General features: G+C 65.0%; 20 protein-coding genes. 7 read left to right on the plus strand and 13 right to left on the minus strand.

Translation table 11 applies throughout. The features are described from left to right. The 7 genes from WM2015_RS06015 to purT are packed head-to-tail and all read right to left on the minus strand — an operon-like array spanning position 1 to position 6,413. Positions 1–1,179 (minus strand): DUF4350 domain-containing protein, encoded by a 1,179-nt coding sequence (locus tag WM2015_RS06015; protein WP_156200940.1) that lies wholly within the window; start codon positions 1,177–1,179, stop codon positions 1–3. Beyond that, positions 1,176–1,952: a hypothetical protein gene (locus tag WM2015_RS06020; RefSeq protein WP_049725207.1), complete on the minus strand. Its 777-nt coding sequence runs from the start codon at positions 1,950–1,952 to the stop codon at positions 1,176–1,178. Before WM2015_RS06020 ends, WM2015_RS06015 begins: the two co-directional genes overlap by 4 nt. After that, positions 1,949–2,707 carry a hypothetical protein gene (locus WM2015_RS06025; protein WP_156200942.1) on the minus strand — a complete coding sequence of 253 codons (759 nt, stop codon included), beginning with the start codon at positions 2,705–2,707 and terminating at the stop codon, positions 1,949–1,951. Before WM2015_RS06025 ends, WM2015_RS06020 begins: the two co-directional genes overlap by 4 nt. Next, on the minus strand, positions 2,697–3,665 hold the full coding sequence (locus WM2015_RS06030) for a stage II sporulation protein M (protein ID WP_049725209.1): 969 nt from the start codon (positions 3,663–3,665) through the stop codon (positions 2,697–2,699). The genes WM2015_RS06025 and WM2015_RS06030 overlap by 11 nt, the downstream gene beginning before the upstream one ends. Next, positions 3,662–4,375, minus strand: a complete 714-nt coding sequence (locus WM2015_RS06035; RefSeq protein WP_082169512.1) for an RDD family protein — start codon at positions 4,373–4,375, stop codon at positions 3,662–3,664. The genes WM2015_RS06030 and WM2015_RS06035 overlap by 4 nt, the downstream gene beginning before the upstream one ends. After that, positions 4,362–5,171, minus strand: coding sequence for a BPSS1780 family membrane protein (locus tag WM2015_RS06040; RefSeq protein WP_049725211.1), 810 nt, complete (start codon positions 5,169–5,171; stop codon positions 4,362–4,364). The genes WM2015_RS06035 and WM2015_RS06040 overlap by 14 nt, the downstream gene beginning before the upstream one ends. Before the next feature lie 60 nt (positions 5,172–5,231). Next, on the minus strand, positions 5,232–6,413 hold the full coding sequence (gene purT, locus WM2015_RS06045) for a formate-dependent phosphoribosylglycinamide formyltransferase (RefSeq protein ID WP_049725212.1): 1,182 nt from the start codon (positions 6,411–6,413) through the stop codon (positions 5,232–5,234). Between the two features lie 200 nt (positions 6,414–6,613). Here purT and WM2015_RS06050 point away from each other — a divergent pair, with 200 nt between their 5' ends. Genes WM2015_RS06050 through WM2015_RS06055 form a run of 3 tightly spaced genes read left to right on the plus strand, consistent with a single transcriptional unit; the run spans position 6,614 to position 7,541 of the window. Beyond that, a complete protein-coding gene (locus tag WM2015_RS06050; protein WP_156200944.1) occupies positions 6,614–7,099 on the plus strand; it encodes a hypothetical protein in 486 nt (161 codons plus the stop codon). Continuing rightward, a complete protein-coding gene (locus WM2015_RS16350; protein ID WP_281173136.1) occupies positions 7,096–7,221 on the plus strand; it encodes a hypothetical protein in 126 nt (41 codons plus the stop codon). The genes WM2015_RS06050 and WM2015_RS16350 overlap by 4 nt, the downstream gene beginning before the upstream one ends. Then, complete coding sequence (locus tag WM2015_RS06055; protein WP_049725214.1) at positions 7,221–7,541, plus strand: helix-turn-helix domain-containing protein; 321 nt, start codon at positions 7,221–7,223, stop codon at positions 7,539–7,541. Before WM2015_RS16350 ends, WM2015_RS06055 begins: the two co-directional genes overlap by 1 nt. A gap of 12 nt (positions 7,542–7,553) precedes the next feature. Here WM2015_RS06055 and WM2015_RS06060 read toward each other — a convergent pair whose 3' ends face one another. Continuing rightward, on the minus strand, positions 7,554–8,528 hold the full coding sequence (locus tag WM2015_RS06060) for an NADPH:quinone oxidoreductase family protein (protein ID WP_049725215.1): 975 nt from the start codon (positions 8,526–8,528) through the stop codon (positions 7,554–7,556). Positions 8,529–8,662: 134 nt separating this feature from the next. Between WM2015_RS06060 and nudC the strand changes: the two genes are divergently transcribed. Continuing rightward, positions 8,663–9,598 (plus strand): NAD(+) diphosphatase, encoded by a 936-nt coding sequence (gene nudC, locus WM2015_RS06065; protein ID WP_049725216.1) that lies wholly within the window; start codon positions 8,663–8,665, stop codon positions 9,596–9,598. A gap of 12 nt (positions 9,599–9,610) precedes the next feature. Here the strand turns inward: nudC and WM2015_RS06070 are convergent, their stop codons facing one another. The 3 genes from WM2015_RS06070 to WM2015_RS06080 form a co-directional block, all read right to left on the minus strand. After that, on the minus strand, positions 9,611–10,939 hold the full coding sequence (locus tag WM2015_RS06070; RefSeq protein WP_049725217.1) for a HEAT repeat domain-containing protein: 1,329 nt from the start codon (positions 10,937–10,939) through the stop codon (positions 9,611–9,613). A gap of 211 nt (positions 10,940–11,150) precedes the next feature. Then, entirely contained in the window at positions 11,151–12,233 is a 1,083-nt protein-coding gene (locus WM2015_RS06075; protein WP_049725218.1) for a fatty acid desaturase family protein, read from the minus strand. Between the two features lie 56 nt (positions 12,234–12,289). Further along, positions 12,290–13,378, minus strand: coding sequence for a ferredoxin reductase (locus tag WM2015_RS06080; protein WP_049725219.1), 1,089 nt, complete (start codon positions 13,376–13,378; stop codon positions 12,290–12,292). Between the two features lie 130 nt (positions 13,379–13,508). Here WM2015_RS06080 and fabR point away from each other — a divergent pair, with 130 nt between their 5' ends. Continuing rightward, positions 13,509–14,162 (plus strand): HTH-type transcriptional repressor FabR, encoded by a 654-nt coding sequence (fabR, locus tag WM2015_RS06085; protein WP_049725220.1) that lies wholly within the window; start codon positions 13,509–13,511, stop codon positions 14,160–14,162. 80 nt (positions 14,163–14,242) lie between these two features. Here fabR and katG read toward each other — a convergent pair whose 3' ends face one another. Both katG and WM2015_RS06095 read right to left on the minus strand, forming a co-directional pair. Further along, entirely contained in the window at positions 14,243–16,408 is a 2,166-nt protein-coding gene (gene katG / locus WM2015_RS06090) for a catalase/peroxidase HPI (protein WP_049725221.1), read from the minus strand. 172 nt (positions 16,409–16,580) lie between these two features. Next, positions 16,581–19,013, minus strand: a complete 2,433-nt coding sequence (locus tag WM2015_RS06095; RefSeq protein ID WP_049725222.1) for a Calx-beta domain-containing protein — start codon at positions 19,011–19,013, stop codon at positions 16,581–16,583. Positions 19,014–19,189: 176 nt separating this feature from the next. Here WM2015_RS06095 and WM2015_RS06100 point away from each other — a divergent pair, with 176 nt between their 5' ends. Both WM2015_RS06100 and WM2015_RS16140 read left to right on the plus strand, forming a co-directional pair. Then, positions 19,190–20,668 carry a choice-of-anchor Q domain-containing protein gene (locus WM2015_RS06100; protein ID WP_049725223.1) on the plus strand — a complete coding sequence of 493 codons (1,479 nt, stop codon included), beginning with the start codon at positions 19,190–19,192 and terminating at the stop codon, positions 20,666–20,668. Positions 20,669–20,835: 167 nt separating this feature from the next. Further along, positions 20,836–21,837 (plus strand): hypothetical protein, encoded by a 1,002-nt coding sequence (locus WM2015_RS16140; protein ID WP_183971354.1) that lies wholly within the window; start codon positions 20,836–20,838, stop codon positions 21,835–21,837. Positions 21,838–21,983 lie beyond the last annotated feature (146 nt).

The following is a 21,983-nucleotide window of genomic DNA, read 5'->3' on the forward strand; positions in this document are numbered from 1 at the left end:
TTAGAGCGCATGAATCAGTCGTTGCTGGATCGTGACCAGTTCGATCAGGCGATCCGCGTCAGGCATGGGGTCCCGCCTCAGCAGGGCGGCGATGGCGGTCTCGGAAAGCTCGGGACAGAGGCGAGCCAGGCGCTGGCCGCGCGCGTTCAGATCCAGATCGTTCCAGTCGGGGAAGCGATAGCGAGCGCGGCCGGCGAGCTCTTCGTCGAGCGCGGCTACCAGTCTTCGTGCACGGTTGTGGCGCCAGTCGAAACGCGCCGTCGCCAGCAGATGGGCCCGGATCTGGCTGCCTCTCAGATCCGGATCGGCGAGGATCGGTCCGAGTCGAGGCAGCTTCGACCAGAGCCAGAGCGCCAGCAGCATGATGAGCGCCGTCCACAGGGCCGGTGCCTGGCGCCAGAGCCAGCCCAGCAATCCTCCGGGAATGCTGTAGTGCTGGAGGTAGACCTCCTCGGGCTGGCCATCGACCAGGGCGAGCAGCAGGCGGGCGTGATCGGCTTCGATCATCCGATCGTTGACCAGCCAGTCGCGGTCGGCCAGCAGGGTGATGCGGCCGGCGCCGTAGCTGTAGTTGGCGATCAGCGGGACGCCGTTGCTGGATTTTCGCAGGTCCAGCTTGGGGCCGGTCCGCTGAATCCTGAGCCCGGCCTGCGTCCACAGCTGGAGTGGCTGATCGCTCATGCCGGGCAGCAGTTGTCGACGCTCGTTCGTGACCGGTGAGACGGGCAAGGGCTTGTCGGACGGCGTGCCTTCATGGTCGCCCTGGAGACAGTCGAAGCAGGCCTCGATCTCGAAGGGGTTGAGGTCGGATGCGGGCTCGCCGATCATCGCATTGAACGGGGCGATGGCGATCAGGTGCCCGCCACGCTGCAGCCACTGCCGGATCTGGTTGCTTTCCAGGCGCGTCTGTCGGCCGAGGGGATCGGCCAGGATCAGGACGCGATTCAGGGCCGGCAGGCCGTCGAGCCCCTGCAGATGGTTCAAGGACTGGGTCGTCAGGCCCTGCCGCTCGAGCCAGCGTTGCGCGATGTGCAGCTTCTCGACGCGCAGCCGGCCATTGGTCGGGTCGTAGACGCGTTGCTCCCGATACTCGCCGGTGGCGACGTAGATCCCGATCAGAGCGGCGACCACGGCCACGCCGAGGATCAGCAGCCATTGACCGCGGCTGGGCATCCTCATGACTGGCCTCCACGAAAGGCGGCGAAGCGCGCGCGCCAATCCCGGCCCAGCGCTTCGAAGTCATCGCCGTCGGGCGCTCGATGGGCCCAGGCCACCGATTGCCATTGGGCCGTCAAGCGCCGCATGAAGGCAAGCAGTTCATCGGGCGCCTGCGCGGCCCGGAGCTCACCGAGCACTTCCATTTCCGTGCGCCCCCGAATCTCCGGCCGATCGGGCCACAGGCGCTGCAGCGCGCCGCGATAGAGCAGGCTGAGGGCCAGGCGGGGCTGGCCGTCTCGCCAGGCGGCCTCGGCGGCGCCGACGATGTCGTCGGGCAAGGGGGCATCCTCGTCTACGATGCGCTCGCTGCGGCTCGCCGGCAGGACGCGCTCGGAGCGCTTGCGCCGCCAGGCACCGAAGACTTCCGGGCGCCAGCGCATCAACAGCCAGAGGGTGAGGCCGATGAGCAGCAGGATCATGAGCAGACGCAGCACGATGGCAATGGGTTCGAAATCGAAGTCGAGCCCGCCGTCCAGGTCCGGAGCCTCAGGCGCCCGGACCCGAACGTTCTGGGTCTGACAGAAGCGCAGCTCGGGTTGCTGGAGCATTTCACCGAGCTCGCGGCTGACCGGGTCCTCCGCCTCGCTGAGAATCTCGACCTGCGCCTCCCATTTGTCGCACTGGCGGGCCGTGATCGGGTTGGTCGGTCGCGGTACCGGGTCGTCGGCCAGCGCCGAATCGACGAGCAGCACGGCCAGCAGGCCAGCGAGGAGGATCCGAAGAAGCCTGCTCATGCGGCACCCCGCTGGCGGTGGCGAGCGACCAGCGCCTCCAACTCGGGCTCCAGATCCCAGCATTCGAGGCGGCAGCGCTGGTTCAGGTAGAGGCCGAAGCCGGCGCCGACGTAGAAGGGTTCCACCAGCACCACCGCGGGCAGATAGATCAGTGCCGCGATCAGCCAGAAGCGATCCAGTTCGGCCTGCAGAACCAGCCAGTCGAACAGCTCCATGCCCTCGGTCCAGCTCTCGGGCGCGAACTGTCCGAGGATCATCAGCACGGAACAGACCACGCCGAGCTCGATGATGGCGGCACTGAGGGACAGGCCGCTGGCCGCGCCGCGATCGTTCCAGGCCAGCAGGCGTGCCCGGCGCGCCCGTGCCCGGCCCTTCAGTCCTTCGAGTTGCCAGAGCGGCAGGCTCGCGCTGCGCGCGAAGTTGAATCGCTGCAGCAGCAGGGTCGCCAGGTGGCCGCCGCGCCACCAGCGAGGCCATTGCTTCAGGACCTGGCCCACCCCGGCCGGCTGATCGAGCAGATCATTGCTCAATTGGTGCAGCAGGGCGCGGTCGAGGGTGGGCTTGAACCACCACAGACCCAGCAGATAGAGCGGTGCCCAGAGCTGGCCGAGCAACAGCGCCGCCCCGATCAGCAGCGGCAGCATGGCCAGGGTGAGGCCGAGCTGCCGCGGCCAGTTGGCGCGCGTCAGCTGCAGGCCGAGGTCGATGGCTTCGCCAGGTCCGCGGGGACGAAGCACGATTCGATCAGTCTGCACGGGGCGGGCCTCCGGCACGTCCTGCAAACAGGAAGTAGGCCAGCACGAGCAGCCACAGGGCGCCGCCGACCAGGTACTTGATCTGACTGGGGAGGGCGCTGGCCGACCAGAAGGCTTCCAGTCCGGCGGCCAGCAGCAGCATCGCCATGACGCCGTAGAGCATGCGGACGGCCCGGCGTGCGCCCAGCCGAAGGGCCGCCATGCGGCCATAGGGTCCGGGGAAGAGCAGGCTCAGACCCATGCGCCCGCCGGCAGCCCCGGCCAGGGCGATGGCCGGGAGTTCGAAGGCGCCGTGGCCGATCACGAAGGTGGTGAAGTTCTCCTGATAGCCGCTCAGGCTGAGGTGGGCCGCCACGGCGCCGATCTGGACGCCATTGAACAGCAGGATCAGCGCCGAGCCGATGCCGAAGACCAGGCCGGCGCCGAAGGTGCGCAGGGCCACGCCGACGTTGTTCATGATGTAGAAGGCGAACATGACCACATCGTCTTCGGCCGAACGCTGGATGCCCTTGGCGCCGCCGTACATGGACTCGTATTGTTCGACCGTGCCGGCGCTCAATACGCGGTAGACGAACTCCGGCGATTGTGCGATCTGCCAGCTCAGCCAGATCATCGGTCCGAAAAGCAGCAGACAGGCCAGCAGGACCAGGCGCCACTCGGCACGGATCATGGCAGGGAAATCCCGTGCGAAGAAGCGACCGATGGAGCGGCCGAGATGGCTCTTCGGCCGATACAGATAGGCGTGACCGAGACGGACACGATGCTCGAGTTCATCGACCAGGCTCAGGCTGTAGCCGCGGGTGCGGGCCAGCGCCAGGTCGTTGCAGAGGGCTCGATAGCGTGCCGGGAAATCGCTCAGGTCGGCATCGCTGCCACGCTTCCTGCGCAGGCGTTCGAGCTGAGCGTCGTACTGGGCCCAGCGCGCCTCGCGGCTTTGTACGAAACGGCCCTGCTTCATGGCTGGCCTCCTCGCAGCGCGCGCGCCCAGGCCTGGACCCGGGCCACGCCGGCGGACCCGTCGAGTCCGGTCAGTGGGCTGAGCTGGTTGCACAGATCGGCGGCGCGCTCGGGGTTGAGGCGCACACTGCGCTCGGCCAGATCCAGGATCGTTCGTTGTTCATCGGCATTGAGCGCGATGGGCACGGGTTCCGCAGGCCCCTCGGGCAGGCTGCCGCGACCATTGGCTTCCCGGCCGGTCCGAATCACGACCGTGCCGGCCGCCAGATCACCGAGGCGCTGGAAGCGAGCGTTGGACAGCATCGCGATCAGCCCCGTGGTGTAGAACAGCGGCAGAAAATCGACCTGGCGCACCAGGTTCCGCACGATCGAGGCGCCCCAGCTGATCGGCGTACCGTCCTGCATCATCACTTTCAACCTTGCAACGCGTTTGCCGGGCGTGGCGCCGTGGCTCAGGACTTCGAACAGCACCGGGTACCACCAGTTGATCAGAAACCAGGCCAGTAGCATCACGGCCAGGCCGACCGCCTGCAGCCATGCGAGCAGCCAGCCCAGGGCAAAGAGCAGGGCCGCGCGAATGACGAGGTCCAGCAGCCAGGCGCCGCCACGAGGGATCGGGCCGGCCGGATTCAGGGGCAGTTCGATCCCGTCCGGTGTCTCCACCGGCGCCAGGGTGTCGATCGTCCTGCGCGGTCGATCAGTCCACGTCACCGATGTAGATTTCCCGGTAAGCGATGTAGTTGGCGCAGGTCAGCCAGGGGATGACGATCAACAGCCCGAGTCCCAGCGGAATCAGACCGAAGAGGAACAGACCGATCGCGATCACGCTGTAGACCAGGAAGGGGATGATGTTGCGAAGGCAGCCCTGAAAGCTCATCTTCATGGCGTCGATCGGGGCCTGGTCGTGCAGGACGATCAGATGCGGTGCGAACCAGATCAGCATCATCACCGGCAGGGTGATGGCGAAGTAGATCAGCATGCCGAGCAGCAAGCTCAGCATGAACTGGACGGGCGGACCATTGACGGCGTTGGGATCGAAGCCGCCGGTGATGACTGCTGCGCTTCCAATCATCACGGACATCACCAGAATCGCGATCAGGGTGGCCACCACGTTCGCGGCCAGGTAGATCAAGGCGGCGATGGCCAGTGGGGCGAAATGGGAACTGAAGCCGGCGAACAGGTCCTCGAAGCGGGCGTTGCCTTCCGTTCGCACGCGTTCGCAGGCCACGACCCAGCCGGCGAAGAAGAAGGGCATGAGCAGGCCCGAGGCCATCCCCAGCAGGGGGATCATGCCGATCGCCATCAGGATCAGGCCCGAGATCAGGAACATGCCGATGAACGGCCCCATGCCGGCCTGCAGCAGGCCCCAGCCTCGGGCGATCCAGCTACCGCCCCGGGCAGCGCTGCAGGCGTTGGGCGGATCGAGCAATTGCCCGGCGGCGCCCTCCGGCCGGGGCGGCTCGATGTCGGCTTCGGGCGGCTGATACGGGTTGGACGTCTCGGTCATTCGTGCTGGCCCCTACGGAATGCGGCTGATGCTGTGAACCGTACCACAGCCCGGCGCGGCTTACTGCTCGACCTCGATGGCGTCGCGGACCCTGCAGGCCTTGCGGCGAGCGTCGTCGATCGAGCTTCCCAGGGCCAGGCCCACGCCCATGCGCCGGCGGCCGCCGACCTCGGGTTTTCCGAACAGGCGAAGATCGGTTTCGGGTTCGGCCAGGGCGCGATCGAGTCCACCGAAAGCGACCTGCGACGAGCGCCCCTCGACCAGCAGGGCGGCCGAGGCCGCGGGCCCGTACTGGGTGATGTGCGGAATCGGTAGGCCGAGGATCGCGCGGGCGTGCAGCTCGAACTGAGACAGGTTCTGGGAGATCAGGGTCACCATGCCGGTGTCGTGCGGCCGAGGTGAGACCTCGCTGAACCAGACCCGGTCGCCCTTGATGAACAATTCGACCCCGAACAGGCCGTGGCCACCGAGGGCGTCGGTCACCGCGCCGGCGATGCGCTCGGCTTCCAGGCGGGCGGTTTCGCTCATCGGCTGCGGCTGCCATGACTCGCGGTAGTCGCCGTCCTCCTGGACGTGGCCGATGGGGTCACAGAAGCGAGTGCCGGCGGTGTGGCGGACGGTCAGCAGGGTGATTTCGTAGTCGAAATCGATGAAACCCTCGACGATGACCCGGCCCTCACCGGCCCGGCCGCCATGCTGGGCGTATTCCCAGGCCGCGTCGATGTCGCCTGCTGACCGGATCAGGCTCTGACCCTTGCCGGACGAGGACATGATCGGCTTGACCAGGCAGGGCAGGCCGATGTCGGCGACGGCCTGGTCGAACTCTTCTCGGCTGCCGGCGAAGCGATAGGGCGAGGTCGGCAGCTCCAGCTCCTCGGCGGCCAGGCGGCGGATGCCTTCTCGGTTCATGGTCAGGTGCGCGGCGCGTGCCGTCGGGATGACACGGTGGCCCTCGCTTTCGAGTAGCTGGAGGGTCTCGGTGGCGATGGCTTCGATCTCGGGCACGATCAGATGCGGTTGCACGAGTTCGACCAGGCCGTGCAGCGCCTGGCCGTCGAGCATGTCGATGACATGATGATGGTGCGCAACCTGCATGGCCGGGGCGTTCGGGTAGCGGTCCACGGCGGTGACTTCGACGCCCAGGCGCTGCAGGGCAATGGCGACTTCCTTGCCGAGCTCACCGCTGCCGAGCAGCATGGCGCGAGTGGCGGTGGGGGACAGGGGCGTTCCGATCCGGGTCATGGAAATCTCTGCAGCGATGGTCGAAGCGCAAGAGTCTACCCGGATCGGGTCAGAAAGGGCGCCGCCTCGATCCTGTCGCATGACTGTCGCATGCGTCGCTGTGACAGTTCTGTGCCATGGCGCTCGCCTGACGTTGGTGTCGAGGCATACAGGCTCTGAAATGGGTTCCGCGCAGCATCGCGCTGATACGAGGAACCGAAATGACACACAATATCGAACATGGACGTCACCAGGACGGGCACCAGGAAGTACGCATGAAACTCAGTCTGAGCAAGGGAATCCAGGGCTGGTTCGACGTCGATGGAAAGACCATCAGCATCTGGGCATCCAGCTGGACCGGGCGCGAGATTGTTCGCGTAGATGACGCAGCGGGAGAGCGCGTGGTCTCCGACAAGCGCAGCTTCCGCTTCACCACGCCGCATGAATTCAAGTTGGGTGATTCGGAGTACCGGATCGAGGTCAATGTGAACTTCGGTCGGGCCGAGTTCCGCCTCTACAAGGACGGCGTGCTGATCGATTCCGACTGCATCAGCCAGCAGCCGCTTCGCTTCGACCCGGTGACCGGCAAGCTGGATTGGGGTCATTTGCTCAAGAAGGCCGTGCTCCCGATCCTCGCTGGCCTCGTGGCCGGTCTGGCCTTCGGCTACCTGATCGGCAGCCTGGTCAAGGGCTGGGGAGGCGCGTGATGGTCAAGTGTCTGCACTGGCTCTGGAGCCGATTGTTCGTCCGTCTTCCCGCGCTGAGCTTCCTGCTGGCCTGGTTCGCCGCCATGCAGGAGCAGCTGGGCCTGTTCGGAGGCCCGGGCTGATGGAGGTCAACAGCGAACTGGTTCGAGTGGCGCGCACCGAGCGTGGCTGGACCCAGCAGCAGCTGGCCGAAATCGCGGACCTGAGTCTGAGAACGGTCCAACGCGTGGAGAACCAGTCGGCGGCCTCGCAGGAAACGATCTCGTCCCTGTGTGCCGTGCTGGAACTCGATCGCCGGCGATTGCTGGCGATCGATCTCGAGCGGCCCGAGCACCTTCGGGCCGTTCGGCGTGCTCAGTGGCTGATGCCCGTCGCGGTGGCTTTCGGCGCCCTGCTGGGTTCGGGGGCGACCCTGACCGTCATGTGGTGGCTCGGGTCCTGAATCGGGCCCGGGTCAAGGCGTGATCACCAGGCTGCCGCTGGAGCGACGCTCGAACAGTTCGGCGAAGGCCGTGCCGGCCTGGTCCAGGGTGAAGACCCGGGTTGGTGCCGTGTCGATCCGGCCCTTCAGGGTCCACTCGGCCAGGGTCTGGATCACCGGTGGGACCACCGACGGGTCGGCCATGACCGTGCCACCCCAGTTGACGCCGTGGATGGAGCAGCGCTTGAGCAGCGGCAGGTTCATCGGGATGCGGCCGATGCCGGTGACGAAGCCGACGACGAGAAAGCGACCGCCCGGGGCGATGACCCGCAGCGCGGCCTCGGACAGCTCGCCGCCGACCGGATCGTAGATCAGATCCACGCCGCGGCCCCCGGTGGCCGCTTTGACCTGCTCGCGCCAGTCTTCGGCCGTGTAGTCGATGGCCAGTTCCGCGCCATGCTTCAGGCAGTGCTTGCGCTTGGCCTCGCTCGAGGCGCAGGCGATGACTCTGGCACCCAGGGCCTTCGCGCATTCGATGGCGGTGGTGCCGGTGCTGCCCGACGCCCCGAGCACCAGCACGGTCTCTCCGGGTCGGGTCTGGCCGATCTCGCGCAGGCCGTACAGGCTGGTGGCCCAGGAAATGAAGAAATTGGCCGCATCGACCGGATCGATGCCGGACGGCAGCGGGGCGCAGTTTGCGGCCGGCAGGATCAGCTGCTCGGCCAGGCCCCCATGCAGGGTGAAGGCGGCCACTGGCATGCCAGGCTTCAGGTGCTCCACACCCTCGCCGACTGCCTTGACGGTGCCGGCCAGGGAACTGCCGGGCACGAAGGGCAGGTCGGGGCGGATCTGATAGTCGCCGCGAATCAGCAGGCCGTCGAAGTAACCCACGCCCACGCCGTCGACCTTCAGGCGGACCTGCCCCTTGGCTGGTGCGCCGGGTGCGGGCAGTTCGCTGGGCTCGATCCGAGCGGGGTCGCAGAATTCGGTGATCTGGATGGCGCGCATGGGGATGGGGTCTCCTGGTCGGGTTTGTGGTCCGGGTGATTATCCCCGATCGATTTCGGCTTCGTTGTCACCGCCTGATCGATCAGGAATTAGACTCTCGTGAGCGTTCATCATCTTCAGAGGCCGTGATCCGGATGTCACGCGATGCCCATGCACCGCCCGAGCTCACCTACACCGGGCTGAAACTGGACCGAAGCCCCGCCCTCAGGGAGAGGGAGGACTGGCTGGAGGCCAGCCTTGCGCATCCCGACGCGCGCGTTCTGCCGGTCTGGCAGGCCCGGAATCTGGTCGAACATCGGGATGGACGGCCCGTGCCGGCGGCTCGGCTGGATGATCTCGAGCGGGCCAGCGAAGTGCTGTTGCTGGGCATGGCGGGCGAGGCGCCGGTGCTCGCTGCCGATCTTTCGGACCTGGAGCGCGAGGACGCCGACGCACTGACCGGTTCCTATGATTTTGTCGATCTGCGCAAGATCGGCGCGACGCTGGGTCGTGAAGACGCGGCCTTGCTCAGCTATGCCAGGGGACTGGTCCACTGGCATCGAGCCCATCGGCACTGCGGGGTCTGCGGTCAGCCCACGGTCAGTGGACGCGCTGGCATGGTCAGGACGTGCTCGGACCCCGCCTGCGCTCAGCCGACCTTCCCGCGTATCGACCCGGCCATCATCGTTCTTGTCGAAGACCCGGAGACGGACCGCTGCCTGCTGGGCCGCGCCGCCGGCTGGCCGGGCGGCGTGTACTCGACCCTGGCTGGCTTCGTCGAGCCGGGTGAGTCACTGGAAGAAGCCGTGGCGCGTGAAGTGAAAGAGGAATCGGGGATCGACGTGGACTCGGTGCGCTACCTCGCCTCCCAGCCCTGGCCCTTTCCCTCGTCCATGATGCTCGGCTTCCAGGCCCGCGCCCGAAGCACGGCGATTACCCGCCACGACGAAGAGCTGGAGGACGCGCGCTGGTTCAGCCGCGAGGAGCTGCAATCAGCCGGCACCTGGGGCGAAGACGCCGAAATCTGTCTGCCACGCGAGGACTCGATCGCCCGCTATCTGATCGAGCAATGGCTAAATTCGCAGGGCTGAGCCGGGCAAGCGCTATTCCTCACAGTTGGCCATCCGCATCCGTCCTGCCTCGTCGAGACCGATCCGGCCGGCACTGGTGTGAATGATCAGGTCGCCTGAATCCTCTTGCCAGGACCACCGGGGACGTCCCGGGAGGCCTCGCCAGAAGCGGGCGACCCAGTGCCCACGCGAGTTGCGACTAAGCCGGAAAACCGCGCCGTGGTCGCTGTACTCCTGAACAAGAGCAATAAAAGCGCTGCCGAAGCGATGGATGAATCTCACGCCGGCCCATAGCAGAATCTTCTGGTCTCCGTTCTCATCGAAATAAACCAGCTCCCCGCCCCATTCGCCGCGGTCACTCCCTCCCAGCCATCCACCTTCGACGGGGACGACGAAACGCGGAGCGACAGGCCGCTCTAGCTGATCTTCAGGATGGTTCCTGATCTCGAGATGGAGCCCAGGAACCTTGACGATGTCATGGGGATCCTTCGCGATAAATGGCGTCTTGATGATGGCAGTCTCTGAATCGGGCCAAAGATCGCAGGGTTCTATTTCCGATCCGATTGCTTCATTACTGTTGAAGTCGATAGCCCAGTCATAAACATCGCGGCGTAGAGGTACGTAGACCGAGGCCCCGTTCAGGCTCTGAATCGCCTGAGCTGCAGCTTGTCGCACGGGTGGATACCAATGGTCAGTTGCCGCTGCTTCGAGTGCGTTCAGTGCTCCAAGGTCGGCGATTCGTCCCAACGCATGCGCCGCGTTCCAGTTCAATACGACATCGCTCGGAGAATCAAGCGCCTCCAGAAGCGCGGACAGGGATGCGGGGCTGCCGATAAATCCAAGCGTGCGTGCGGCGAGAAGCCGGGACTCACGATGAACCGACCGGCGTAATACCTCGATCAGGGCTGGCTCGGCAGCGACGGCTTCCCGTCCAATCGCTGATAAGGATCGTGCCGTGAAGAAACCAAAAGGCAGGTGTTCCTGACTCGCATCGCTCTCCAGGGCTTGCAAGATCTCTTCGTTGACGAGCTGGGCGGCGAGCGGCGAACGGATCGCCAGCAGGACGCGGAGCATATCCTGCATGATGTCCGGCCTGCGCTCTGCGATTTCCATCAGTCGCTTGTCGGCCTGCTTCGCCGAGGGGCCTAGGCGCAGAAAGCCTGCGAGGGTCGGCCAGGCATTCCCTTGCTCCGTCTCTTCGAGCCTTTCAAGAAGATCAAGTGCCCTGGCAAGACCATCGGCCGGAGGTTCAGCCGACCGAAATTTTCGGCCAATTTGCTTGCTGGTCGCCTCAATGGTGCCACTCGATACGAGCGCCAGTGTCAAAACGAAAGCGATCAGACGACCAAGCGTCCCAGCCATGCAAGTGCTCCAGATTCCCCGAGCCTCACTCTAGCGTTTCAAGGCAACTTCCGTCCATTTTGCCAGCCAGCGATACTTGATCCCGATTCAGACAAACTCTGGCGCCAGGTACCGAGGCGCGGGCACGAAATCTGTCTACCACGCGAGGACTCGATCGCCCGCTATCTGATCGAGCAGTGGTTGGCGGGGCAGGGTTGACGCAGCATCCTGGTCACGCGGGAGCCAGCGGTCGATTTCTGGTGGGCCAGGCGTGGACCACGATGCGCTTCAACACCGAGAAATACTGGCGCCAGAAACCGGCGGTGTTGTAGTGAATGCGGTAGCGCTCGCAGATGGCGCGTACCCGGGGTGCGATTTCAGGGTAGCGTGAGGCCGGCATGTCGGGAAACAGGTGGTGCTCGATCTGATGGCTCAGATGGCCGCTCAGCACGTGGAACCAGCGCCCGCCCTCCAGGTTGCTCGAGCCCAGAATCTGGCGCAGGTACCACTGACCCCGGGTTTCGTTTTCCGTTTCCTTTCGGGTGAAGGTCTGGGCGTTTTCCGTGAAGTGGCCGCAGAAGATGATGGCGTTGGTCCAGAGATTCCGAATCCCGTTGGCGGCCAGGTTGCCGAGCAGCACGCGCGGCCACTGCCAGAACGCCAGGGCCGGGAAAAAGACGTAGTCCTTGAAGAGCTGGCGGGCGGCCTTCCTGAGAAACGGTCTGGATCGTCTCCCCAGTTCGGTGCGACTCATGCGGCCCTTGAAGAAGCGGCCGAGCTTGATGTCGTGAATGGCCACGCCCCACTGGAACAGCAGCGCGAGCAGCAGGTACCAGATCGGCTGGAGCAGGGTGGCTGGTCGCCAACGCTGTTCGGGTGTCAGGCGAAGCATGCCGTAGCCGTAGTCGTGGTCCTTGCCGAGGATATTGGTGTGGACATGATGCTCGACGTTGTGCGAATTGAGCCAGTGCTCGCGGGCGCAGACGATGTCCCAGTCGTAGGTCTGCGAGTGCAGCGACGGGTCGTTCATCCAGTCGTACTGGCCGTGCAGGACGTTGTGCCCGATCTCCATGTTCTCGAGGATCTTGGCATGGGCCAGGGCGATCACGCCGAGCAGCCAGCTGATCGGCCCCCAGCCGAACATCAGTAGTCCCCGCCCAGCCACAGCACTGCCTTGAGCGCGGCGAACGATTCTCCGGATGTGATCGGCATCGCGGGCCCCGAGGTCGTCGGAAATTTCAGCGCGCAGCGCATCGAGTTCGCCGGCGAGTTCGTCGAGTCTGGCCCTGGATGGGCGACTTTGAGCATCGTTCATGGATGGGGTTCCTTGGTGGCGTTTCTTGCCGGGGCGCTGGGCGCTCGGCGGGGGAATCAGAGGTCCAGCGCGACGTCGGACTCGGCCGAGCAGATGCAGAGTTGAATCCATTCCTCGTCGCCTGACGACACCTGGCCCGTGACCTGGTTGCGTATCCGCCCCGAGGTCTTCCTGCACAGGCAGCTGCGACAGACGCCGGCGCGGCAACCCGATGGTGGCTTCAGACCGGCTTGCTCGGCGGCGTCCATCAGGGTCTGATTCGGCTGTTGAGTGAACACTCGATTCGATCCGGCGGCTGACACCTGACTGGGCCCAGCGTCGCCCTGGCTCGATCGACGAAGTCCGAAGCATTCGAGGCTCAGCTGTTCGCTCAGGCCATGTTCAGCCCAGCTTGCCTCGACGTCTCGCATCAGGGCATCGGGCCCGCAGAGCAGCGTTTGCCATTCGGATGGCGACGGCGTGTCTTCGATGATCGATCTCGGGTCAAGGCGCCCATGCTCCTCGCTGCAGTGAAGCTGAATGCTCAGTCGGGGCAGGCGGCGTGTCAGTCGATCGAGTTCCTCGGCGAACAGGCGCTGGTCCCGGCGGCGGATCAGCTGGAGCAGCTTGATCTCGCGTTCGTCGCCGGTTTCGGCCAGCGTCTGCAGCATGGCGATCAAGGGCGTGATGCCGGTGCCTCCGGCAATCATCAGAATCCGGCGGTGGCTTCGCGCGGGCAGTACGAATTCGCCATTGGCCTGACCGAGTTCGACGATCTGTCCGACCGAGGCCCGATCGTGGAGCCATGCGGTGACGCCGTCGCCCGGCCGGCGCTGGATCGTCACGCGAATCAGGCGGCCAAGGGCCCTGGCACCCGAGATACTGAAGGGGCGACGCTGCCTGACGCCGTCGATCTCGACGCCCAGGCTGATGTGCTGGCCGGCGCGGTGCCCTCGCCAGTGACGATTGGGCTGCAACCAGAGACTGAAATGGTCTTCGGTCTCCTCGATCCTGCGGACGATCCGGGCGCGGCAGGTGCTGGCCGACCACAGGGGATTGACCGCCGCGAGCGCCCTGTCCCAGGCGTTGCGATCGCCGAGCGGCCGGGCCAGCTCGCGCAGCCAGGGTGAGCGGATCAGGCGTTCTGATGTGGGTTTGTGTTGCATGGCCGCCTCTTGAGTAAACAACTGTTTACTAGATTGGCGGGTGGGGTTCCCCAAGTCAAGCACTTTCGAGCTTCCTCGGCGATCTGGGCTTCACCGGATATACTGGGAAGATGCAGAAGGAAACACCGGCATGACCGTAACGCGTCGTGCTCAGAAACAACGAACCCGCGAACTGTTGCTGGATGCCGCGCTGGGGCTGATGGATGCAGGGCGGGGCTTTTCGTCACTGAGCCTGCGCGAGATCACGCGCGAAGCGGGTGTGGTCCCGGCCGCTTTCTATCGACACTTCGCCGATCTCGATGAACTGGGGTTGGCCCTGGTCGATGCCTGCGGCCTGACCCTGCGTCGACTGCTGAGGGAGGCGCGGCGGGAAGGATTGCCGCCGACCCAGATTCTCAGAAGCTCGGTACTGATCTACAAGAACTACGTCAGCGATCACCACCGGCATTTCCGGTTTGCCGTGGGTGCCCGGGGCGGCGGGTCGCCGAGCATCCGTCGAGCCATTAGAAACGAGGAGACCCACTTCGCGCGTGAAATGGCGCAGGACATGCGCGAACTCGGTCTGATGCCCCAGCTGCCGATGGAAACCCTGGAGATGATCTGCGCACTGGTGGTGACCACCATGATGAATGCAGCCACCGATATCCTCGATCTTCCCCCGGGGCAGCCCCAGGCCGAGCAGGAGATGACCGAGAATTTCGTGCGTCAGCTCCGTGTCATATTCCTCGGGGCCCGTGCCTGGGACCCGCAGCAGGAGCAAGGCCGAAGTCGAGCCGATCGATGATGCACTGACGGGGTGCGCCGAAAGAAAAAACCCGGCCTCGTGAGAGACCGGGTTCATGGGGCCCTGTTTCAGGCTTCGTCTCAGCCCAGATCGAAGCGATCCGCGTTCATGACCTTGTTCCAGGCATTGACGAAGTCGTGCACGAACTTCTCGCCGGCGTCGGCCTGGGCGTAGTTCTCGGCCAGGGCGCGGAGCTGGGAGTTCGAGCCGAAGATCAGGTCGACCCGCGAGCCGGTCCAGGTCTTCTGGCCTGAGGCATCGAAGCACTCGAAGACGTCTTCATCGTCGGCGCTGACCTTCCATTCGGTGTCGATGTCGGTCAGGTGGACGAAGAAGTCGTTGCTGAGCACGCCCGGACGTTTGGTGAACACGCCGTGCTTCGAGCCGCCGTGGTTGGCGTCGAGGGCGCGCAGGCCGCCGACCAGGACGGTCATCTGCGGGGCACTCAGGCCCAGCAGCTGCGCCTTGTCGAGCAGCATCTCCTCGTCGCGCACGGTGAAGCGCGTGCGGCGATAGTTGCGGAAACCGTCGGCTTCGGGCTTCATCGGCTCGAAGCTGTCGGCGTCGGTCTGCTCGTCCGTGGCATCGGTGCGGCCCGGAGCGAAGGGCACGGTGATGTCGTGGCCCGCCGCTTTGGCCGCCTGCTCGATCGCCGCGGCGCCGCCGAGGACGATCAGGTCGGCCATCGAGACCTTCTTGCCGTCCGTGCGGTTGGCGTTGAAGTCCTTCTGGATGCTTTCCAGCGTCGAAAGCACCTTGCTCAGGCGTTCCGGCTCGAAGGCGTCCCAGTCCTTCATCGGCGTCAGGCGAATGCGAGCGCCGTTGGCGCCGCCGCGCTTGTCCGAATCACGGTAGGTCGAGGCCGAGTTCCAGGCCACGGAAACCAGATCCTGGACCGACAGGCCCGTGTCGATGATCTTCGACTTCAGGGCCGCGATGTCGGCATCGTCGATCAGTTCATGGTCCACCGGCGGCACCGGATCCTGCCAGATCAGGTCTTCGGCCGGCACTTCGGGGCCGAGGTAGCGGACCTTCGGACCCATGTCGCGGTGGGTCAGCTTGAACCAGGCGCGGGCAAAGGCATCGGCGAACTCTTCCGGGTTCTTGTGGAAGTGCTCGGAGATCCTGCGGTACTCGGGGTCCTCGCGCATCGCCATGTCGGCGGTGGACATCATGATGCCGACGCGCCTGGACGGATCTTCGACGTCCGGGGCATGGTCCTCTTCGGCCAGGTCGATGGGCACCCACTGCTGGGCGCCGGCCGGACTCTTGACCAGCTTCCATTCGTACTTGAACAGCACGTCGAAATAGCCCATGTCCCACTGGATCGGGTTCGGGGTCCAGGAGCCTTCGAGCCCCGAGGTGATCGTGTCGCGGCCCTTGCCGGAGCCGTAGCTGCTCTTCCAGCCCAGGCCCATCTGCTCGATCGGTGCGGCTTCGGGGTCGGGGCCGACATGGTCGGCGCTGCCGGCACCGTGGACCTTGCCGAAGGTATGGCCACCGGCGGTCAGGGCGACGGTCTCGTAGTCGTTCATCGCCATGCGGGCGAAGGTCTCACGGATGTCGCGGGCCGAGGCCAGCGGATCCGGGTTGCCGTCCGGGCCCTCCGGATTGACGTAGATCAGGCCCATCTGAACGGCGGCCAAGGGGTAGGCCAGCTGGCGATCTCCGCTGTAGCGATCGTTGCCCAGCCATTCGTCCTCGGCGCCCCAGTAGATGTCTTCTTCCGGGCCCCAGATGTCGGCGCGACCGCCGCCGAAGCCGAAGGTCTTCAGACCCATCGATTCCAGCGCGACGTTCCCGGCCAGGATGAACAGGTCGGCCCAGCTGATCTTGTTGCCGTACTTCTGCTTGACCGGCCAGAGCAGGCGACGGGCCTTGTCCAGGTTGGCGTTGTCGGGCCAGCTGTTCAGGGGCGCGAAGCGCTGGTTTCCGGTCGAGGCCCCGCCGCGGCCGTCGGCCGTGCGATAGGTGCCGGCGGCGTGCCAGGCCATGCGGATCATGAACGGGCCGTAATGCCCGTAGTCGGCCGGCCACCAGGGCTTGGAATCGGTCATGACCTCGGTCAGGTCCTGTTTGACCGCCTCGAGATCCAGCGATTTGAAGGCCTCGGCGTAGTCGAAGTCCGCCCCCATCGGGTCGGCCTTGGCCGGGTGCTGATGGAGGATGTTGAGATTGAGCTGGTCGGGCCACCAGTCCAGTGAGCCTCGCCCGCCACGTTTATGAAGGGTGTTGCTGCCATGCATCACGGGGCATTTGCCTTGCTTGTCCATAGACCTCTCCTTGCCGTCGTATCGTTGAGAGCGATGGCTCAGACCCCGGTTTCGAGGGCATGCAGGCCAGCGCCAGTAGAAGCAGTGTGCGCCTCGGCCTGCAATAACTCAAATGAATTGTTTGTATCTATGGGATAGTGTTCGCCTATAGCTGAGGCTCATCTGCGAGGTCGGCTTCGAAGCGATCCCGAAACAAGCCGGTTTCGTCGTCCTCGATGAGAATCAGTAGCTGCTGAGGAACGCCGGGCAGGGCATCGCCATCGAGAATGGTCAGCCTCAGGCCGAACTGCTCAATGCCTTCCGCTTGCGAGTCATTGATCAGGACGATCGGAATCTCTTGGGCCTGACTTTCGCCATCTGCCCAGGTCATGACCTGATCGATCGCGATGAAATCCATGCCGGCGCTGGCCGAGTCATCGATGGACTGCACACGGACCTCCACTGACCCGGCAAAACCGACCGTTCGCTGCAGGGTCGCGGCCAGCGGGCCGGTGTCCTCACCGGCGAAGATCACCGCGCTGGCGAAAGCGATCTCGCCGCCCAGGGCCTGGGGCGGCTGGCAGCTGACCTCTACATTGTCCACGTCGCCGCCACTGACCGGACCACTGGCATTGTTGATCAGGCAGGTCTGGGCCGGCGCGGTCGGGGGCGTCTGAACGCTGACCGAGTAATTGCTGTTGTCGGCCACGGGTTCGGGAAACTGGAAGCTGCCATCGGCGGCAATCGCAAGGCTCTGTTCACCATTGAGCTCGAGCACCAGGCCCTGGCCGACGAGGCCGGTGACCGTGCCGCCGATGCGTCGGGCGAGGCGGCACTGGACCTGCACGTCGTCGACGTCGGCGCCGTTGATGCTGCCGCTTTCGTTGAGTACTCGGCAGACCTGCGCCGGGCTGTCCGGGCGAGTGTCGATGCTGACCAGATAATCGCTGCCATTGAAGAGGGGGCGTGGAAAGACGAAGGGGCCGTTGCTGGCGATGGAAAGGAGATCGCCAGCGTTGTTGGCGAGCACCAGCCCTTGTCCGCTGAGGCCGCTGACGCTTCCTCCGAGCGCATGTCGAACGAGAGCGTAGCTGTAGGCGGCGCCGGCGGAATCGGCCGAGTTGTCGTTGGCGTTCCCGTTGATGCCCGTGGCGGCCGAGTCTTCGTTACCGGTCGATACCACCACGTAGCCGTCGCCGATCGTCGTGCCGAGGCCGAAGGTGTCGCTTGGGTCGGTGTTGATGGCCTTGAAGTAGTTGAGCTGGCGCCAGCCCTGGGCGTCGCGTTCGAACAGGTAGGCGGCGCCGGCGCCTTCGGCGCTGTCATCGGACTGATTGCCACCCGGGCCGGCCGAAGCGCTGTCCTCGGACAGAGCGGACACCAGCAGGACCTGGTCTTCGAGATCGAGGTGTTCACCGAAGCGATCGCCGGCGCCGGGGTTGGAGGCCTTGATGTAGGCCGTCTGTGTCCAGAGCGAGCCGAGGCGGTCGAAGATGTAGACGGCGCCGGCAGAAGGGGCGCTGTTGTCGAGTTGGTCTCCGTTGATGCCGGTGGCGGCGCTGTTCTCACCGCGGGCACCGACGACGACGGTGAGGCCATCGATGGCCACATCGAAACCGAAAAAGTCCAGAAAGCCCGTGTTCGAAGCTTTCAGGTAGGCCACCTGGGACCAGAGTCCCTGATTGCGCTCGAACAGGTAGGCGGCACCGGCCCCGGAGGTGCTGTTGTCGCTCTCGTCGCCATTGACGCCGGTGGCGCTGCTCGACTCGTCGTAGGCGCCGACCACGATGAGATCGCCATCGATGTCCACCGAATACCCGAAGCGATCATCGGCGTCCGTGTTCGAGGCTTTCAGATAGGCTTGCTGGGACCAGCTCGTGCCCTGGCGTACGAACACGTAGGCCGCACCGGCGTCCTCGGCCGTATTGTCGAAGGGGTTGCCGTTGACGCCGGATGAGAAGCTGTCTTCCTCGGGCATTCCCACCACCAGGGTGTCTCCGTCGAGCGCCAGGCGATGGCCGAATTCGTCGTTCTCGTTGACCGCCGCAGCCTTGAGATAGGCCTGCTGCGACCAGGTTCCGCTGCCATCCCGGACGAAGATGTATACGGCACCGGCTGCGGAGCTGTCGTTGCTCTGTTGATCGCCACCGACACCCGTTGCCGAACTGTCTTCCTGGATGGCGCTGACCGCGATCGTGTCGCCAGAAATCGCGACGGCATGGCCGAACCAGTCGCTGGTCTCGATGTTGCTCCCTTCGAGCTTGCTGTCGAAGCTCCACTGGCCATTGGCATCGCGTTCGTATACGTAGGCTGCGCCCGAGGCCGGGGCAGCAGCGCTGTCCGCGAAGGCGGCGCCGACCACCAGCCAGTCACCGTCGCTGTCCACCGCATTTCCGAAGCGGTCGCCGGCCTGGGCATCGCTGGCCTTGATGTAGGCATCGAAGCTCAGGGGCAGGGCGGCGCCGCGTTGCTCGGCCGTGGCGGGGCTTGTCGCCAGCATCAGGGCGGCGATCAGGAGGGCAATGTCGGCGCTCGCCCGGATCGGGCGGGACGCAAACTGATGGGCGGGTTCTGCCGATTGACTTCGTGTCTGGCGCATGACTCTCGAGGGTGGATTGCTTGTTCAGGTCATACGCAGGCGCCCCTGTTTTCCCCTCACGCGTCTTGACGCTTCTGGCAGGGGCATCGATACTCGGCGGCGCAAGGGGCTTCCGGAATGCGCGGCAGGATGACCGCGTGGAACAGGAAATGACTCCAATGCGATGCCACCTCCTGATGAAGTGTCTACTGGTCGGACTGCTCCTCCTGCGGGTGTCTGCCGCGAACTCGGCGACCTGGTGGGTGGCGACCGACGGCAGCGATGCCACTGGCGATGGCAGTCAGGGCAGTCCCTGGGCATCGATCACCCATGCGGTGGATCAGGCCTCGGGTGGCGATGAAGTCATCGTCCGTCCCGGCACCTACAACGGGCGACAATCCCTGCGTGTGGAGTTCGAAACGCCGGTGCTCGTGCGATCGGAAATCCCTTATGCCGCCCGTCTTCGCCATGACAGCGGGGCGGCACTGATCGCCTACACGGGGCGCAATGTGATCGTCGAGGGTTTCGACATCGCGCACGCACCGAACAATACGGGCGCATTGGTCATCCAGATTCAGGATCTGTTGGGCGCGGAGAACGGGAGCGGGGATGGCAGCGACCCCGTGGTCTCGGACATCGTGCTTCGCAACAACATCATCCACTCCAGCACGAACAACGACCTGCTCAAGATCAACAACGGCGCCGAGCGGATCCGGGTCGAGGGCAATCTGTTCTTCAATCAGTCCGGCTCGGATGAGCACATCGACATCAACAGTGTCATCGACGTGGTGGTCGAGGACAACGTGTTCATGAACACCTCGGCCCGACCGAGCACCAGTTCCTTCGTCGTGATCAAGGACTCCAACGGCAGCGAAGACAGCGTGCTGGGCGCGCAGCAGATCATCGTTCGCCGCAACGTCTTCCTGAACTGGTACGGCAACGGTGGGCAGGGCTTCCTGAGGCTGGGGGAGGACGGTACGCCCAATTTCGAGGTGATCGACGCCCTGATCGAAAACAACCTGATGCTCGGCAATTCACCCCACCTCATGCGCAGTCCCCTGACCATCCAGGGCTCCCGTGACGTCGTGTTCCGAAACAACACCCTGCACGGTGACATGCCGTCGCGCAGTTTCGCCGGACGTCTGATCGCCGGCCCGGACAATCCCCGCAACCAGAACCTGCTGTTCATCAACAACGTCTATGCCGACCCCACGGGCAGCATGGGCAGCGAGGCCTTCGCCGGCGTCGATCTGTTCGATGCGCCGGCGGATCAGACCGACTCCGCCACCCTGGACCGCAACCTGTACTACAACGGCGGTCTGGCCATTCCGGTCGACGCCGGACAGTTTCTCGATTTCAACGATGATGCCCGTGCCATCGTGGCCGATCCCGGCCTGGCCGATCCGGCAGCCCTGGTCCCGCCAGTCTGGGACGGAACCGACTTCGCCGATGGCTCGAACAGCATTCGGGGGGTCTTTGTTCGTTTGGTCGAGAGGTTTGCGACACCGGCCGACGGCAGTCCATTGATCGATGCGGCGGACCCGGCCGCCAGCCCCACCGAGGACATTCTCGGCTCACCGCGGGACGCGGCGCCGGATCTCGGTGCGCTGGAATGGGGTGCAGCGGAAGGGCTGCTGTTCAGGGATCGCTTCGAGGCCTCGGCTCTTCGCCCCTGAACGTCCCGGACGCTTTCAGTCCAGGCACGGATCCGTGGCCTTTGCAGGATTGATGGGAGGTGCATGGCCGGGCCGAGGCGGGCTCCATTGGACAAGCCTTCGAGCTTGCTGCTAACTTTGCCCGTAGCTGCATGCTGCCAACCATCCACTACAGGGGACCATCGACCATGCGCCAATTCATCGCTGGAACGACCAGCGTCTGCTTCTTCTTCGCGGCCTCGATGGCCGTCTCCATGTCCGCGCAAGCGCAGGATTTCACCGCGCCGGCATCCTTCGGCTCGGTCACCCTCGATGCCGGATTCACGCCGGACCCGCACGCCCGCCAGCTCACGGCCGGTGGCAGCATCCGCGCCTCCGATCGCTTCACGAACTGCCGTGGCTACATCGCCGAAGCGCCCGACTACTCGGTCCGCTATCGGGCCGGCTCGATGCCGCTGATCTTTTCCGTCGATTCCTCGGCCGACACCACCCTGGTCATCAATGACCCGAACGGCAACTGGTGGTGTGACGATGACGGGGCCGATTCGCCCCTCAACCCGCTGGTGCGCTTCGATGACCCGCCGTCGGGCCGCTACGACGTCTGGGTCGGCACCTATTCGGCGGGCTCGGGTGTGCAGGCGACCCTGTTCGTCTCCGAAATCGGTGAGTACACCGTTGAAACGGCCGGGGCCAATCGAACGACCGGCTACACGGGTGGCAGCAACCGAATCACCGCCAACACCGGCGGAGACAATCGCATCACCGCCAACCAGGTCGGCACCCGCTTGGAGATTTCCCTGGCCGCCATTGCAGGTGATGTGACCCTGGACGGCGGCTTCATGCCCGATCCCTGGACCACCTGGGTCAATGCCGGCGGCAACGTGAGCATCAGCCAGGCACTGCCCAATGTCAGTGGCTGCACCGGCAACACGACCGCGGCACCCACGGTGCAGCTCCGCTACAACGGTTCGCGCAATCTGCACATCTACACCGATGGTTCCGTCGATACGGTGCTGGCGATCAACGCGCCGGACGGCAGCTGGTACTGCAATGACGATGGTTCGGGCCTGGGTCTGGATGCCGGCATCTCCCTGCGGGGGTCGGGGGTCTACGACATCTACGTGGGCAAGTTCTCCAGCGGTTCCGAACGCACCCAACTGAAGATCTCCGAGATCGCGCTGGGTCACTGATCGAGCGTCTCGGCGAAGTCGGGCGCCCTGTCCGACTTCGCCCTGTTTCTCCCCGGCCTCGCCACGGGCCGGCCGGAGAGTCCGCTCTTGCCCGGGGGATTGCGTCTGCCTTCGCAGAACTTCTTCCTGTCCCGATGAAGGACATC

Origin of the sequence: Wenzhouxiangella marina (genome assembly GCF_001187785.1) — a bacterium.
Lineage (GTDB): Bacteria > Pseudomonadota > Gammaproteobacteria > Xanthomonadales > Wenzhouxiangellaceae > Wenzhouxiangella > Wenzhouxiangella marina.

Bases quoted from the DNA above. Each gene is read 5' to 3' on its own strand.
- fabR (WP_049725220.1), top strand. From the start codon at position 13,509: ATGACCGTAACGCGTCGTGCTCAGAAACAACGAACCCGCGAACTGTTG.
- WM2015_RS06075 (WP_049725218.1), bottom strand. From the start codon at position 12,233: ATGAACGATGCTCAAAGTCGCCCATCCAGGGCCAGACTCGACGAACTC.
- WM2015_RS06060 (WP_049725215.1), bottom strand. From the start codon at position 8,528: ATGCGCGCCATCCAGATCACCGAATTCTGCGACCCCGCTCGGATCGAG.
- WM2015_RS06030 (WP_049725209.1), bottom strand. From the start codon at position 3,665: ATGAAGCAGGGCCGTTTCGTACAAAGCCGCGAGGCGCGCTGGGCCCAG.
- WM2015_RS06015 (WP_156200940.1), bottom strand. From the start codon at position 1,179: ATGAGGATGCCCAGCCGCGGTCAATGGCTGCTGATCCTCGGCGTGGCC.
- WM2015_RS06095 (WP_049725222.1), bottom strand. From the start codon at position 19,013: ATGCGCCAGACACGAAGTCAATCGGCAGAACCCGCCCATCAGTTTGCG.
- WM2015_RS06050 (WP_156200944.1), top strand. From the start codon at position 6,614: ATGACACACAATATCGAACATGGACGTCACCAGGACGGGCACCAGGAA.
- WM2015_RS06070 (WP_049725217.1), bottom strand. From the start codon at position 10,939: ATGGCTGGGACGCTTGGTCGTCTGATCGCTTTCGTTTTGACACTGGCG.
- WM2015_RS16140 (WP_183971354.1), top strand. From the start codon at position 20,836: ATGCGCCAATTCATCGCTGGAACGACCAGCGTCTGCTTCTTCTTCGCG.
- WM2015_RS06100 (WP_049725223.1), top strand. From the start codon at position 19,190: ATGAAGTGTCTACTGGTCGGACTGCTCCTCCTGCGGGTGTCTGCCGCG.
- WM2015_RS06080 (WP_049725219.1), bottom strand. From the start codon at position 13,378: ATGCAACACAAACCCACATCAGAACGCCTGATCCGCTCACCCTGGCTG.
- WM2015_RS06020 (WP_049725207.1), bottom strand. From the start codon at position 1,952: ATGAGCAGGCTTCTTCGGATCCTCCTCGCTGGCCTGCTGGCCGTGCTG.
- nudC (WP_049725216.1), top strand. From the start codon at position 8,663: ATGTCACGCGATGCCCATGCACCGCCCGAGCTCACCTACACCGGGCTG.
- WM2015_RS06040 (WP_049725211.1), bottom strand. From the start codon at position 5,171: ATGACCGAGACGTCCAACCCGTATCAGCCGCCCGAAGCCGACATCGAG.
- WM2015_RS06055 (WP_049725214.1), top strand. From the start codon at position 7,221: ATGGAGGTCAACAGCGAACTGGTTCGAGTGGCGCGCACCGAGCGTGGC.
- purT (WP_049725212.1), bottom strand. From the start codon at position 6,413: ATGACCCGGATCGGAACGCCCCTGTCCCCCACCGCCACTCGCGCCATG.
- katG (WP_049725221.1), bottom strand. From the start codon at position 16,408: ATGCATGGCAGCAACACCCTTCATAAACGTGGCGGGCGAGGCTCACTG.